This is a genomic window from Streptomyces sp. NPDC023481 (genome assembly GCF_055560195.1).
Window position 1 is genome coordinate 24196 of the sequence record NZ_JBVHJE010000025.1, and the last position, 13481, is coordinate 37676.

Consider the following 13481-nt stretch of genomic DNA (forward strand, 5'->3'; position numbering starts at 1 on the left):
GGCACCATGGCAGACACCGCACACGCCACGGCCGTACCCGACTGGGTGCTGAAGTTCATGGACGCCATCGACACCCTGGAGTTCGGCGAGGGCTTCGCGCCGCTGACCGAGGACACCGACATGTTCTTCGGCACCGAGCACATCCGCGGCGTCGAGGCCATCAAGGCGTTCTTCGTCAAGATCGACGAGCCGCTGAACATCACCCACGAGGTCCTGGAGTTCTGGACGGCGGGCGACGGCGTCCGCCTGCTGCGTGGCGAGGCCACCATGGCCAAGAAGAGCGCGCCGAACCAGGTGGTGCGCGCCCCGTTCATGCACATCTTCTACCTCGACCAGGAAGAGCCGGCCCGCGTCCGGACGCTCCGCATCACCGCGGGCCCGCTTCAGACCGACGCCGTGATGTGACCCGAGTCCGGGGTCCGCCGCGAGTGCCAGGGCCCCGGAACAGAGAACGGACGCGCTGAGCGCTCTCCGGCTCGCCGCTGCGGGAGGGGCGCTTCATCCTCCTCGGCGGGCACCATATGACCGCTCCACCGTGGCGTCCGGCCGGGTAGCGGGGGTGCACCGTCATGTGGCGACTTCCCCGACGCGCTCGTCCGCAGCGCCAGGCGCGGCAGGAAGAAGGCCTCTTGCGGCCCTGGCGTCTCCCCAAGTCCGACCACTTCGACGCTCTGCCTCCCCGCTCCAGGAAGCTGCAGCTACAAGCGATCAGACTGGCGAAGAAGCCGCCCGCTGATTCCTGCACACCTGAGACACCATGCGCTTGAGGCGCCCGTGCAGGTCACATAACGCCGTCCAGGCCGATGTCCGCCGGCAGCTGTGCGGCTCCAGCCCTGGTCTCCGGAAACGCCGGAAGCATCTCGGTGCCGCGCGCAGCACCACCCGGCCGGCGTCGACGGAGGCCAGGGCCGTGCACTTCACCGTCCGGTGCGTGGGCATTCGCGCCGCTGGGCGGCCCGGGGGCGGCGATGTTGGTGCTGCCGCCGGGGGCTGGGCCGCAGGTGGGTTCAGTTCAGTGCGTCGAGGGCGGTGAGGATGTCCGCCGGTTCGGCGCGGGTGGTGTAGTCGGTGTTGACGAAGGCCCAGCGGATGATGCCGTCGCGGTCGATGACGTAGGTGGCGGGCAGCGGGAGCGTGCGCGGGTGGCCGTCGTTGACGCGCTGGAGGTCGAAGCCGAGCCTGTCGTAGACAGCGGCGAGGTCGTCGGGGAGGTCGAAGGCGAGGCCGTACTGCTTGGCGGTGTCGGAGCCGATGTCGCTGAGGACGTCGAAGGCGAGGTCGTGCTTTTCGGCAAGGGTGAGGGACTCGTCGGGGATCTGCGGGGAGACGGCCACCAGGCGCGCACCGCGAGCGGTGATCGCCCCGTGGTGCTGCTGGAGTGCACGCAGGGCGATGTTGCAGTACGGACACCAGGCGCCGCGGTAGAAGGTCAGCACGACCGGTCCGTCGGCGAGCAGGTCATCCAGGGCCATGGTCTGCCCATGCGCGGAGGGGAGGCTGAAGCGCGGGGCCTGGGCGCCGACGGTCAGGGCGCGGTCGGCCTGGCCGGAGTCGGCGAGTTCCTGGCCGGCCCGCCGCATGATCTGTCGGATCTCGGCGGGGATCTGCTGCTGGCGGGCTTCGTAGAAGGTTCGAAGTTCGGCGTTGAGGGTGGTCATGGTGCGCGTTCCTCCTGGTCGGCGACTGGATCGGGACCCCAGCAATCTTGAAATGACCGTTCCAAGATAAGCGCGTGCGTGGTCCCGCGCCAGTCGTGCGGAGTGCCGGTGGGTCAGAGGCTGGTGAACGGGCGGTGGTCGGCCAGGGCGAGTGCCTTGATGAACGCGCCGAGGTGGACGGCGCGGCGGGCGAGGTAGCGGCGCAGGCGTGGGGTCTGCGACCCGTATGCGGCTGCCCAGAGGGCTGGTATGCGGTTCATGGGGGCATGGTCACGGCGCGCTGCGCCCCCGGGGCGGATCGTGGACGATCCTGGACGGCTCCGCGCTGCGGGGAGGCCTGTCCCGCTCTGTACCTGTCGGCACTTTTGCGGCGTACTGAACTGGGAGTATCTTGGAATCCTCATTTCAGGATGGTGGGTGGATCATGCCGGACGTCAAGCACTTCGATCCGGACGCCACCCTGGAGACCGTGGTGCGGCTGTTCTGGCGGCAGGGCGTGGCCTCGACCGGGATCCAGGACGTGGTGACCGCGACCGGGCTCAACCGTTCCAGCCTCTACGGCACGTTCGGCGGCAAGCAGGAGCTCTACCTCGCCGCGCTGCGCCGCTACCTGCAGCAGCGGTCCCGGCCGATGTTCCGGCGCCTGGCCGAGGACGAGCGGGGACTGCCCGCCATCTCCGAGTTCTTCTGCGGCCTGATCGAAGCCCGCTGCTCGGGCGAGTACGCCCGCTGGGGCTGCATGGTCTCCAACGCACACGCCGGGGCCGAGAACAGCGATCCCGAGGTGCGCGCCGTCTTGGACCAGCACCACCGGGAGCTGCGCGAGGCGATGTACGCCGCCCTGGTCACCGCTGAGCAGCAGGGGCAACTGTCGCCCGGTGCCGATCCGGGCGCTTCCGCGGATCTGCTGGCGCTGCTCGCCTACGGCGTCAACCTGCGCTCCCGCGCCGGTGCGGACGCCGCGACCCTGCGCAAGACGGTGACCGTCGCCCTGGACTCGATCGGCGCCGGGGCGGCGGCCTAGGCGCGCGCCGATCCGCTCTCAACTGGGGTTGCGTGCGGGTGACGTGCCAGGGCGCAGAGTGGCGGCCGCGGTTGCCTCTGCCGCATCCGCCGTGTAGTCCCCGGGCGACGTGGCGTCGATGCCCTCGGGGGCCTTCACGGCCTTCAGGGCGAAGGTCACGACCACCGTCACCGCCCCGTTCAGCACAAAGGCGGTCAGGCCGATGTAGCCGATCTCGCCGATGCCGGGGATCTCCTTCGCCGAGCCGCCGAAGTGCTGCTGGGAGGGCGAGGCGACGCCGTACGCGGCGAGGGTGCCGTAGACCATGCCGACCGCCCAGCCCGCGAGCAGCGCCCAACGGTGGAACCAGCGGGTGAACAGGCCGCCGACCATGGCCGGGAAGGTCTGCAGGATCCAGATCCCGCCCAGCAGCTGGAAGTTGATGGCGACGGTCTTGTCCATGGTGAGGACGAAGACCAGGGCGCCCACCTTCACCAGCAGCGACACCAGCTTGGAGACGCGCGTCTCCTGCTCCGCCGTGGCGTCCGGCTTGATGAAGTCCTTGTAGATGTTGCGGGTGAACAGGTTGGCCGCCGCGATGGACATGATCGCCGCCGGTACCAGCGCGCCGATGCCGATCGCCGCGAAGGCGACGCCCGCGAACCAGTCCGGGAACATGTCCTCGAAGAGCTGCGGGATGGCCAGCTGCCCGTTGGTGACCTCGACCCCGGCCGCGATCGCCATGAAGCCGAGCAGAGCCAGCAGGCCCAGCATCAGGGTGTAGAGGGGCATCACGGTGGTGCTGCGCGGGATCACGTTGCGGCTGCGGGAGGACAGCGTCGCCGTGATCGAGTGCGGGTACATGAACATGGCCATAGCGGAGCCGAGCGCCAGCGTCGCGTACGTCCACTGGGCGTTGGGGGCGCTGACCAGGGTGCCACGCGGTTTGCCGGTGGCGGGGCTGGACTGGCTGTACGCCTGGGCGGCCTTGGCGAAGATGTCGTCGAAGCCGCCCAGTTTGATCGGGATGTAGATGATCGCCACCAGGATGACGATGTAGATCAGCGTGTCCTTGACGAACGCGATCAGCGCGGGGGCGCGCAGACCGGAGGAGTAGGTGTACGCGGCCAGCACGCCGAAGGCGATCAGCAGCGGCAGGTCCTTGACGAACCAGTTGGTGTTCTCGCCGCCGCCCACGCCCATCACGTCCAGCACGGCCTGGATCCCGACGAGTTGGAGGGCGATGTAGGGCATCGTGGCCAGGATGCCGGTGAAGGCCACGGCAAGCGAGAGACCCTTGGAGCCGAAGCGGCCACGCACGAAGTCGGCGGTGGTGACGTATCCGTGGCGGTGGCACACGGACCACAGCCTGGGCAGGAAGGTGAAGATCAGGGGGTAGACGAGGATGGTGTACGGCACCGCGAAGAAGCCGGCCGCGCCCGCCGCGTAGATCGCCGCGGGTACGGCGACGAAGGTGTAGGCGGTGTAGACGTCCCCGCCGAGCAGGAACCAGGTGATCCAGGTGCCGAACGAACGCCCGCCCAGGCCCCATTCGTCGAGGGTGTGCTCGTCGTCGGCCTTGCGCCAGCGGGCGGCGAGGAAGCCCATGACCGTGACGGCCAGGAAGAAGAGGGCGAAGACGGCGAGTGCGACGCCGTTGACTCCGCCGTTCATGTCGCCGTACCCCCGTTGCCCGGCAGGTGCGCTGTCGCCGTGGCCTGGGCGGCGACGCCCTCGCTGCTGACCATCTCGTCGAGTTCGGCGTCCAGCGAGGTCGTGCCCTCAGGCGTCTGGGCGGCGGCTTGCGGGTTGCTGCCCCGGACAGCGACGGCGAGTCCTGCCAGGGCCATGGGGAGCGCGACGAACATGGCGGCGGTGCGGATGCCTCCGGGTGCCGAGAGGATCAGTGCGATCAGGGGCGGGCCGAAGGCTCCGCCTGACTTGCCGACCGCCGCGGCCCATCCGCCGGCGGTGCCCCGGATGGCCGTGGGGTAGATCTCGGCGGTGTAGGGGCCGATGAGCGCGATCACACCGGCGGTGCCGGCGAACAGCAGCATCACGGTGGCCAGCAGGATGGGGCGGCTGCCGTCCAGGCCGACGGCTGCCAGCGTCAGCAGGGCCGCGACGGTGAGGGACGCGTAGACGACCATGGTGCCCCTGGCCGACCAGTGCATGTACAGCCACCCGCCGAGCGCGCAGGTGGGGATGGCGAGCAGCGAGGAGATGAACAGCAGGGTGGCGGCGGACATCCCGTGCCTGCCTGCGGACTCCAGCTGGCTGGGCAGGAAGGTGATGAACCCCCAGTAGACCAGGCCCCAGGCCAGCGCGTAGGCGCTGACCACCAGCGTCTTGGCCGTCTGGGGCCGCTTGAACAGAGCCGAGGCGGGGACTTGCGCGGTGCGCGTCTGACGGGCGGTGAAGGCGGCCGATTCGGGAATCCAGCGGTTGAGGGCGATCAGGATCAGGACCAGCGGGAGCTGCGCGAACCACGTGACGCGCCAGCCGGCCAGCGGGATGAGGACGGCGGCAAGCCCGGAGGCGGCCATGTAGCCGCCGGTGGTGGTGAGGCCGGCCTGGAGGACCATGATGGCCGCGCGCCGGCCGGGCGGCAGGCTCTCGGTCATCAGGGCGTAGACGACGGGCAGCATGCCGCCGGCCGCCATGCCCATCAGGGCGCACATGACGAGGGTGCCGCCGAACGTCGGCATGGCACCGCACACCGTGGTGCCGAGGAAGAGCAGGGAGGCGAGGAGGATGGTGGCCCGGCGGCCGATGCGGTCCGCCGCGCGCCCCCATACGAGCGAGCCGAGTACGGTGCCGGTCAGGGCGACCGTGGGCAGCCACGAGACCTCGGCGGCGCTGAGGCCGTACTCGGCCCGCAGGCCAGGGGAGATGAACGCCAGGGTGGCAGGCTTCATCTGGTCCACCAGGAGGGCGAAACTGAGGATGGCGATGAGGCGTCGCCGGCTCGCCGCCGTGGCGTCGTCCGGAGCCGGAGCCGGAGCCGGAGCCGGAGCCGGAGCCGGAGCCGGAACCGAAACCGGAGCCGAAGCCGTAGCCGGCGCTGGAGTGGTGGTGCGGGGCGGGACGACCGCGATGCCGGAGAGCACCACGCCGGCCACGATGGCGGCCATGGCCGCCCACATCATCGCCGCCGACATGTCCATCATGGACATGTGGAAGTGCATGGACGCGGAGTCGATGAACATCCGCACGTGCTCGGCGACGCCGGCGCAGGTCAGGGCGACGCCGGTCCAGAACAGTAACGGCCGGGGTATCAGCGAAGCTGGTGGCGCGGACAAGGTCAACTCCTCGCGGAGAGCTGGGCGTCGGGGTCGTCAAGGACGCGGACGGAGTGGGCGGCGCGCTGCTCGGCCGCGGGACGGTCTTCGAGGCCGAGCACGGTGGGCCAGCGCGGGTCGTCGGGGGCGACGACGAGGTGGCGGGCGTAGAAGCTGTCGAAGAAGGACAGGACGAACATCGGCAGCAGGGTCCAGATCGCCACCTGCTCCAGCGGCTGGTTCCCGGTGAGCGCGGCGATGATGACCACCACGAACACGTTCGGGTAGGTCATGGCGGTGTAGTCGTCGAGTGTCTGGACGTGACGTCGGCGCTTGAGGAGGGCGGCGACCAGGCGCAGGCCGGCGGCGATGCCGATGGCGGTCGGCGCATAGGTGGTGAAACCGTCGAGGTCGAGCTTGAGGCAGACCAGCACGATGAATGCGGTCAGCAGCAGCACGGCCACGTATCCGTTGCGCTCGCCGTATTTGGCCGTGCGGATGGGAGAGCGTTCCCGCAGGCGTTTGACCAGGAGGTAGACCGCCGTGACGACGCCGGTGGAGGTGGCGGCGCTGATGGCGATGGCCGGGGCGACGTCCTCGTGCAGGGTCAGGGCGAGGACGGTGGAGAAGGACACGGTCGCGGCCAGTGAGGAGAGCAGGACCTGCGCGAACGCCGGCATGATCATTCCGCCGAGGCAGCGGCTGACGGTCATCGCCACCACCGAGCTGGGGGTGGCGAGGAACACCGCGGCGATGGCCGCCGTACTCGTGCTGCCCGCGTCTGACCAGCGCACCAGGGCCGCGAAGGCGATCGGCAGGGCGAGGTAGCGCAGGGCGACGGACCGGAGCGTGCCGCGGTCGGTGACGAACGTGCGCGCGTTCTCCAGCTCGATGCGGCACATGGTGATGACGCTGGCCAGCACCAGGAGCATCAGCAGCACGTACGGGGACGCGGACAGGTGCAACCCGGCCAGGTTGGCCAGGAGGCCGACGGCCAGGCCGGCGCAGAAGACCACGGGATGGTTGACGACGATCCAGTCGTAGACCATGTTCATGGTCTTGTTCTCGTTCTTGACGTAGCTGTGGATCCGATCACCCTGCAGCATCTGGGAGTTGGGCAGGCGCAGGTCGTAGGACTCGTCGGCCGGACGGGCCAGGACGAACCGGCAGATCAGCTCGACGACGTACTTGTGGGAAACCACGCAGACCACTTCACCGCGGCGCAGCGCCGGCAGCAGCTCCTCCTCGTAGAAGGCGTGCACGCGGTCCTCGAACTGCTGGAACGTCTCCCCGCCGTGCATGGTCGGGCTGTCGGCGTTCATCGCCCGCTCGTACTCGGCGATGCCGTGACGGCGCTGCAGGATGGACTTGCTCTCCAGCGTGTAGCTGCCGAAGTCGCGCTCCATCAGCCGCTCGTCGACCACGATCTCGGGAGTATCCGCGTGAGCGGTGTGGAGAGGGAAGATGGTGGTGGCGGTCTCGTAGGCGCGGGTCAGCGGGGAGACGTAGACGCGGTCGAAGTGCTGACCGCGGTGGCCCTTGGCGACCTTCTCGGCCTGGATCCGGCCGAGGAAGGTCAGCGGGGCGTCGCGCTGACCGGCGATGCGGTGGACGGAATTGCAGGTGGATTCGCCGTGCCGGACCATGAACAGCCGGCTCAGCAGCTCCTGATCACTGTGCTCGGCCATCACGCGCCCTTCGTCGGGGCGTGCTTGACCTGCCCGGCGTACCGGGAGTCCCAGCCCGCCAGCTTGGTGATGTCGCACAGGTTGTGCACCGCGTGCTTCTGCACGAGCGTGGCCAGCAGGGAGACGGTCCGCCGCGCCTGCTGCGCGGTGAGGCCGAACTCGCGGGCCAGGGCGGCGCCGAAGTCCGCCAGATCGTCGTCCAGGATGGCGCGGTACTTGCGGCGCTCGGTGCGGTCCTGGGCCTGGAGGTAGTCGACGGCGTGGGGGTAGGCGCTGTCGCGGGCGTAGTCCTGCAGGCGCTTGCGCAGGCGGGTGGCCTGTGGTTCCTCGGTGGCGAGGTCGGCGGCGATCCAGTCAGCGCTGCGGATCAGGCAGTGGTGGATGCCGTCGGGAATGTCCATCTGCTCCCCGTCGCTGGCGGATTCGAGGCGGCGCAGCACCTCCATGGCCGTGTCGAAGCACTGGTTGCGCAGGGTGCCGATGCTGAACACGAACGCGCCCAGGCGTCCGCGGCGGGTGGTCTCGTCGCCCTGGCGCATCGGGCCGACGCAGAACAGGCCCGCTGCCACCTTGCCGTCGGCGGCGATGAGCTGGCCGTGGGTGCCGACCTCGATGCCCCGGTGGGTCTTGGTCTGCGGTTGCGCGTAGCCGTGCGCGTTGACCAGGCCGTGCCACAGAGGATGGCCGGTGCGCTCGTAGTCGGTGTTGTTGCCCAGGCAGTTGACGACCCGGTCGACGATGATGTCCGGCTGGTCGGCGAACACCACCCGGATCCTCGAGCCGTCCTCGACGGGGCGCATGTCCTGGATGCCGGCGGACATCACGTTCACGGTCTTCGGGGCGCCGTTGAACCCGCGCATCCGGCTGCGCACGACGCCGCCGATCTCCCGCACGGTGCTGGTGCGGCTGGTGACGATCAGGCTCTTGTACCGGTCGAGCAGCATGCGCACGTCGCGGGCGTCCATGCGGGAGACCAGCTCGATGACGTACGGCTCCCACGCCTTCATGACCCGCTCGGGGAAGACGGCCTCGAGCGCGCTGCCGGGCTCCACGCCGTGCTCGTCGCGCAGGTGTGCGTACTCCGCCTTGATCCCCTCCACCACCGACTCGGGGGTGAGCTCCTTGGTGTCGAGGAAGGGCGGCCGGCGGGACTGCCAGATGTCGTGCTCGTGGTCGACGGGGTAGGTGCCGTGCATGTGGCCGCCACGCGAGCAGATCAGGATCTGCCCCCGGTGGCCGGCGTGGATGAGGGAGATCACCGTGTCGAAGGCCGACAGCGCGGAGCCCGTGACGAGCACCGACTCTTCGGCGCCGACCTCTTGGAACCACTCCTGCGCGCCGGGGGCGTAGGGGTCGGCGAGGAAGCGGTCGCAGTCCCTGATGCGGTGGTAGAAGGGCGCCTGCACCGGCGAGAGGTGACCGGTCGCCAGGATCACCTGGTCCGAGGGCAGGTCGCGCACACCGTCCTGCTCCGAGGCATCGGCGTACTTGACGACATAGCCGTCGCCCCGCCGGTGTACGTCGATGACCTCACCGGAAAGCTCCCGCAGGGTCACCTCGGGGTCGGCGTCGGCGGCCGCGTCGCGCAGCCGCTCGGCCAGGTACTGCCGGAAGATCCGCCGCGGCACCACGCAGGCCACGCCGAAGCTGTGGTATTGCCACTTCTGCGGCCACTCGGAGCGGTCCGCCTCCTTGTTGGCCCACTCCAGGAAGTCCTCCGGGCGCTCGCGGCGCAGCGTGATGCGGCCGGCCTGGATGTTGAGCATGTGCTCCCAGTTGGTCGACGCCTGACCGAAGGCGATGCCGCCATAGCGGTATCCCTCCTCCCGCTCTATCAGGCATATCTCCAACGGTGCGGCGGCGAAGTGGAGCAGCCGGACAGCGGTGAGCGTGCCCGAGAACCCCGCGCCGACGATCGTGACGCGCCGCGTTCCGGGAGCAGCATCGGCCACGGAGGCGTGCCGCATGCCGCGCTCGCGGGTGGCCAGGTCCGTCATGCCGCGGTTCTGGCTCAGGCTTTCCTGCATCGTGGGTTGCTGCGTTTCCACGGTCTTGTCTCCTTCGGTGGGGGAAGAGTCAGCGCCACGCGTGGGTGAAGCGGACCGTTATGGCGTCACGGATCGAGTTGTGGACGATGCAGCCCCTCTCGGCCTTGAGCAGGGGCTTGGAGATCAGGTCCCGGAGGGCGGCGGGCGCCGACACCTGCACGGTGATCTCGAAGAAGCGGGTCGGCGCGCTCGCGAGGCTTCCGTCGACCTGGAAGCTGATCTCTGAGGTGTCGGCCTGCGGGTCCTCGGTCTTCAGGGCGGCGAGGAAGGTGCTCACGTAGCACCCGCCGAGTGCCAGAAGCAGCAGCTCACCGCCCATGGGGCCGGCGTCGGTGCCTTCCTTCTCCTTGGGCCGGTCGATGGTGAGCGTGTGGTCTCTGGCCTGGCCCACGACGACGCTGCCGCCGACGGGGCGCAGGGACACACCGATTTCGGGCATGGGATGCACGGACTCCTGTCCTGGAACAGGCACGCGGGGCTCGCCGTCTGGGGCGAGTGGGATTCCCGGGGTGCTTGTGAGCGAGGGCGGGCCTCAGCATCAGGACGGAATGCGGGCTTCCGGAGTGATCGTGGATGATCCTGGACGCGCTCCGTGGCCGGAGGGTCAATACACGGATACCGCTTGACAGCCGCAGCCCCAGGTAGTCTAACTTGAAACGAGTGTTCCAAGTTGATGGTGGCCAGGTGTCCCAGGGGGAGGATGTTCGTGCCGCAGGTACTGGATCCGGCAAGGACCCGCACGATCGACGAGTTCATCGCGGAGCTGCGGCTGCTCAAGGCGTGGGCGGGCAATCCGTCGATCACCGAGATAACACGGCGTATCCACCGGGACTGGCGGAGGGCAGGGCGCCCGCGCGGCGAATGGCCGGCCCGCTCGACGGTGGGCAACTGCTTCCAGCTGGGCCGCCGCCGCCCCAACTCCGACCTGTTGCTGGCCGTGGTCCAGGCACTCGTGGGCGCCGAGGAAGCGATCCTCTCCGTGTGGCGGCAGTCGCTGCGCGCGGTGCTCGGCGAGGCCGAGGCCGCCGCACGGGTCAGCGCCTACGACCGGCTGCCCGCAGGGCCTTCCGTATTCGTCGGCAGGACCGACCTGGTGGCCCGGGCGGGTGACTTACTGGCCAGTGGTCAGAACGGGCCGGCACTGGCGCTGGAGGGCATGCCCGGAGCGGGCAAGACGTCGCTGGCCCTGCACCTCGCCCACCGGCTGCTCGCCGAGGAACGCACCGACACACCCGTCCTGTTCGCGAACCTGCGCGGCTCCGCACCGCAAGGCCCGCCCGCCGACCCGGCCGCCGTACTGGAGACCTTCCTTCGTCTGCTCGGCACCACCGGTGACCGCATCCCGTACGGCCTCGACGTGCGAGCAGCTCTCTACCGGCACCTCCTGGCGGGAACCGGCGCACTGATCGTCCTGGACGATGCGGCGGACGCGGAACAGATCCGGCCGCTGCTGCCCGGGACTCCCGGATGCCGCGCTGTGGTCACCAGCCGGCGCACGTTGACCGGCCTCGGTGCATGCGACCGACTGCCGGTGCCCCTGCTTGAGCCGGACGACTCCGTGGAACTGCTTCGGGCTACGGCGGGAGCCGACCGCATTGCTCCGGCCATCCCGGCTGCCGAGCAGATCGCGGACCTGCTGGGCCACCTCCCGCTGGCGCTGTCCGTCATCGGCCGCCACATGCGCGACCACCCGGCCTGGGCGCTGGGCGACTACTACCGCGAGCCCCTGATCAGCCTGGCCCTGGAGGACGGAGTGCGGACCGTGCTGTCCGCCTCCGACGCCAGGCTGCCGAAGGGCGCGCGACGGCTGCTGCGGCTGCTGGCCCTCCATCCGCTGCAGGAGATCGACCCCGCCACGGCCGCCGCCCTCCTGGGCGAACCAACCGTCAGTGCCGAGCAACACCTCACCACCCTGACGGCAGCGCACCTGATCGAGTGCACCGCGCCCGGCGGCTACCGCCTCCACCCCCTCGTCCACGCCTACGCGGAGGAACGTATCTGCATCGACGAACCGGCCACCCGCATCCGCCAGGCCCTGGGCCGCCTGCTGGACCACGGCCGCAGCCGCGAGGGCGCCGTACGACTGGAAACCCGCACCCTCCACACACTCCGCCTGCCCATACCGCAGCAGCACGCTGAAGCAGACGAAGAGCCCACGCTGCTGCAACAGCTGCACACAGGGCGGGTCCTCGCAGCCTGATGGGCCGCGCACGGATTGCCCTCCGGACGCAAAGAGGAGGAGGGCATGCCCGCCGACCAGCTCCCGGTCCTCGTCTTCGACGTCGACGAGACACTCGGCGACCTCACGCCGCTGCGCGGCCGCTTCGAGGACATCGGTGCGCCGGGGCATCTGCCGGCGACTGGTTTGCCGGGGTCCTGCGGGACGGCTTCACCCTGACAGCAGCCGGCGCGTACGCGGACTTCACGGACATCGCACGCGACGGAGTACGGGCAGTGCTGTCGGGGCTGGAGGACTGGGCGGGCGACGGCGCGGCCGCAGCGCGGCACATCCTGGACGGTTTCGCCGAGCTGGATGTACACCCTGATATGCCGGAGGGCATCAGGAGGTTGAGCGAGGCGGGGTACCGGCTGCCGTCGATGACCAACCCAGCAGGCCGGCATTGGGGGACCCGTCGGGCGGCAGCTCGGCCGGAGGGCGCGGCGGCGGGCGGCGTCGCCCTGACCGAGCGACGGACCGCCGCGCCAAGCGAGTAAGGGCAACTGGCGTCGGCGGATCGGTACAGACCCATCTACGGCTGGACAACGGACAGCCCGCAAACCCAGCACGGCGGCCACGCCCCCGACGCCCGGGGCCGCTTCGGCGAGGCCGCCCCGCCGTGGTGTACGGCGTGGAGTGGGCGAGGGCGGTCCGCCCGTCGCCTACCGCGTCGATGGTGACGACTCGTTCACGATCGTCTCCGAACTCTGCGCCGCGGTCCTGAGACAGCGAAGTTGGAGCGATTGCCCTTGGGGTCGGACCCATGCTGACGGCGGTGTGGTTCCTCGCACTGCTCTACAGGGGAACGACGTTGTCGGCCTGCGGCCCCTTTTGGCCCTGGGTGACGGTGTACTGGACCTTCTGGCCTTCCACCAAGCTTTTGAAGCCGTTTCCCTGGATCGACCGGAAGTGGACGAACACGTCCGGACCACCCTCGTCCTGCTGAATGAAGCCGAAGCCCTTTGCGTCGTTGAACCACTTCACCGTGCCGGTTGCCATGCACTCCTCCTCGAGATCCAGATGCCGCCAGGTCGGCCGCGAACAGCCCCTGGTCAGCACACATACCGACGGTACGGGCTGGCCAATCTATGGCGGAACAAGGCTACGCGGGTGGCGGACTCTCCAGTGTCCAGCCGAAATACGCCCGTGGGGGACAACCCCACCTGCCTGACGATCACGACTCGGCAACCTGGTCAAGGGGTGCCTCGACAGCCGGGGCCCGGGGGGAGAGGTACCGGACTGACGCGGCTGGCCCGGTCCACGATCGGCCGGGTGGGCACTGGCAGTAGCTTCGCCAGCCGGGCCGCTTTCGTGAATCGGCCTGTGTGGTGGACGCCGGTGACCGCGCCGCCGTGCGAGCGGCACGGCGAGCGGGGCTGGACCGCGCAGCGCGGGCAGGCGTGGCGCTCGATTGCCGCTGGCCTCCGCCGGCGGGAGGTCGTGAGCGTCCGAGGTGGCGGTTCTTCATGGGCTACCGATTCGCCCTCTTCAACCACGCCACGCACGCACTCGGCGGTGCGGACCGCGTCACGCGGTTCGAGCTGTCCACGTCCTGAACCGGTCCACCGATCGCACCACCCGACCA

General features: G+C 69.7%; 13 protein-coding genes. 4 read left to right on the top strand and 9 right to left on the bottom strand.

Annotated elements, in window-relative coordinates:
• Positions 1 to 6 precede the first annotated feature (6 nt).
• A complete protein-coding gene (locus ACZ3ZD_RS34700) occupies positions 7 to 405 on the top strand; it encodes a nuclear transport factor 2-like protein (RefSeq protein WP_467406617.1) in 399 nt (132 codons plus the stop codon).
• A gap of 602 nt (positions 406 to 1007) precedes the next feature.
• On the opposite strand, the gene ACZ3ZD_RS34705 is transcribed toward ACZ3ZD_RS34700, so the two are convergent.
• A complete protein-coding gene (locus tag ACZ3ZD_RS34705) occupies positions 1008 to 1658 on the bottom strand; it encodes a peroxiredoxin-like family protein (RefSeq protein WP_467406619.1) in 651 nt (216 codons plus the stop codon).
• A 113-nt stretch (positions 1659 to 1771) separates the two neighbouring features.
• Complete coding sequence (locus tag ACZ3ZD_RS34710) at positions 1772 to 1918, bottom strand: hypothetical protein (protein ID WP_467406622.1); 147 nt, start codon at positions 1916 to 1918, stop codon at positions 1772 to 1774.
• Between the two features lie 164 nt (positions 1919 to 2082).
• Here ACZ3ZD_RS34710 and ACZ3ZD_RS34715 point away from each other — a divergent pair, with 164 nt between their 5' ends.
• Positions 2083 to 2682 (top strand): TetR/AcrR family transcriptional regulator, encoded by a 600-nt coding sequence (locus ACZ3ZD_RS34715; RefSeq protein ID WP_467406624.1) that lies wholly within the window; start codon positions 2083 to 2085, stop codon positions 2680 to 2682.
• 18 nt (positions 2683 to 2700) lie between these two features.
• On the opposite strand, the gene mctP is transcribed toward ACZ3ZD_RS34715, so the two are convergent.
• The 5 genes from mctP to ACZ3ZD_RS34740 are packed head-to-tail and all read right to left on the bottom strand — an operon-like array spanning position 2701 to position 10117.
• Positions 2701 to 4335, bottom strand: coding sequence for a monocarboxylate uptake permease MctP (gene mctP, locus ACZ3ZD_RS34720; RefSeq protein ID WP_467406627.1), 1635 nt, complete (start codon positions 4333 to 4335; stop codon positions 2701 to 2703).
• On the bottom strand, positions 4332 to 5963 hold the full coding sequence (locus ACZ3ZD_RS34725; RefSeq protein WP_467406629.1) for an MFS transporter: 1632 nt from the start codon (positions 5961 to 5963) through the stop codon (positions 4332 to 4334). The genes mctP and ACZ3ZD_RS34725 overlap by 4 nt, the downstream gene beginning before the upstream one ends.
• A 2-nt stretch (positions 5964 to 5965) precedes the next feature.
• Positions 5966 to 7630: a histidine phosphatase family protein gene (locus ACZ3ZD_RS34730; protein ID WP_467406632.1), complete on the bottom strand. Its 1665-nt coding sequence runs from the start codon at positions 7628 to 7630 to the stop codon at positions 5966 to 5968.
• On the bottom strand, positions 7630 to 9678 hold the full coding sequence (locus ACZ3ZD_RS34735; protein ID WP_467406634.1) for an FAD/NAD(P)-binding protein: 2049 nt from the start codon (positions 9676 to 9678) through the stop codon (positions 7630 to 7632). Before ACZ3ZD_RS34735 ends, ACZ3ZD_RS34730 begins: the two co-directional genes overlap by 1 nt.
• 28 nt (positions 9679 to 9706) lie before the next feature.
• On the bottom strand, positions 9707 to 10117 hold the full coding sequence (locus ACZ3ZD_RS34740) for an OsmC family protein (RefSeq protein ID WP_467406637.1): 411 nt from the start codon (positions 10115 to 10117) through the stop codon (positions 9707 to 9709).
• Between the two features lie 267 nt (positions 10118 to 10384).
• On the opposite strand from ACZ3ZD_RS34740, the gene ACZ3ZD_RS34745 reads away from it, so the two are divergent.
• Positions 10385 to 11878: an NB-ARC domain-containing protein gene (locus tag ACZ3ZD_RS34745; protein WP_467406639.1), complete on the top strand. Its 1494-nt coding sequence runs from the start codon at positions 10385 to 10387 to the stop codon at positions 11876 to 11878.
• A gap of 45 nt (positions 11879 to 11923) precedes the next feature.
• Positions 11924 to 12076 carry a hypothetical protein gene (locus ACZ3ZD_RS34750; RefSeq protein ID WP_467406641.1) on the top strand — a complete coding sequence of 51 codons (153 nt, stop codon included), beginning with the start codon at positions 11924 to 11926 and terminating at the stop codon, positions 12074 to 12076.
• Between the two features lie 615 nt (positions 12077 to 12691).
• On the opposite strand, the gene ACZ3ZD_RS34755 is transcribed toward ACZ3ZD_RS34750, so the two are convergent.
• Together ACZ3ZD_RS34755 and ACZ3ZD_RS34760 are read right to left on the bottom strand one after the other, a co-directional pair.
• Positions 12692 to 12895, bottom strand: a complete 204-nt coding sequence (locus ACZ3ZD_RS34755; RefSeq protein ID WP_467406643.1) for a cold-shock protein — start codon at positions 12893 to 12895, stop codon at positions 12692 to 12694.
• A 194-nt stretch (positions 12896 to 13089) separates the two neighbouring features.
• Positions 13090 to 13392, bottom strand: coding sequence for a zinc finger domain-containing protein (locus ACZ3ZD_RS34760; protein ID WP_467406646.1), 303 nt, complete (start codon positions 13390 to 13392; stop codon positions 13090 to 13092).
• Positions 13393 to 13481 lie beyond the last annotated feature (89 nt).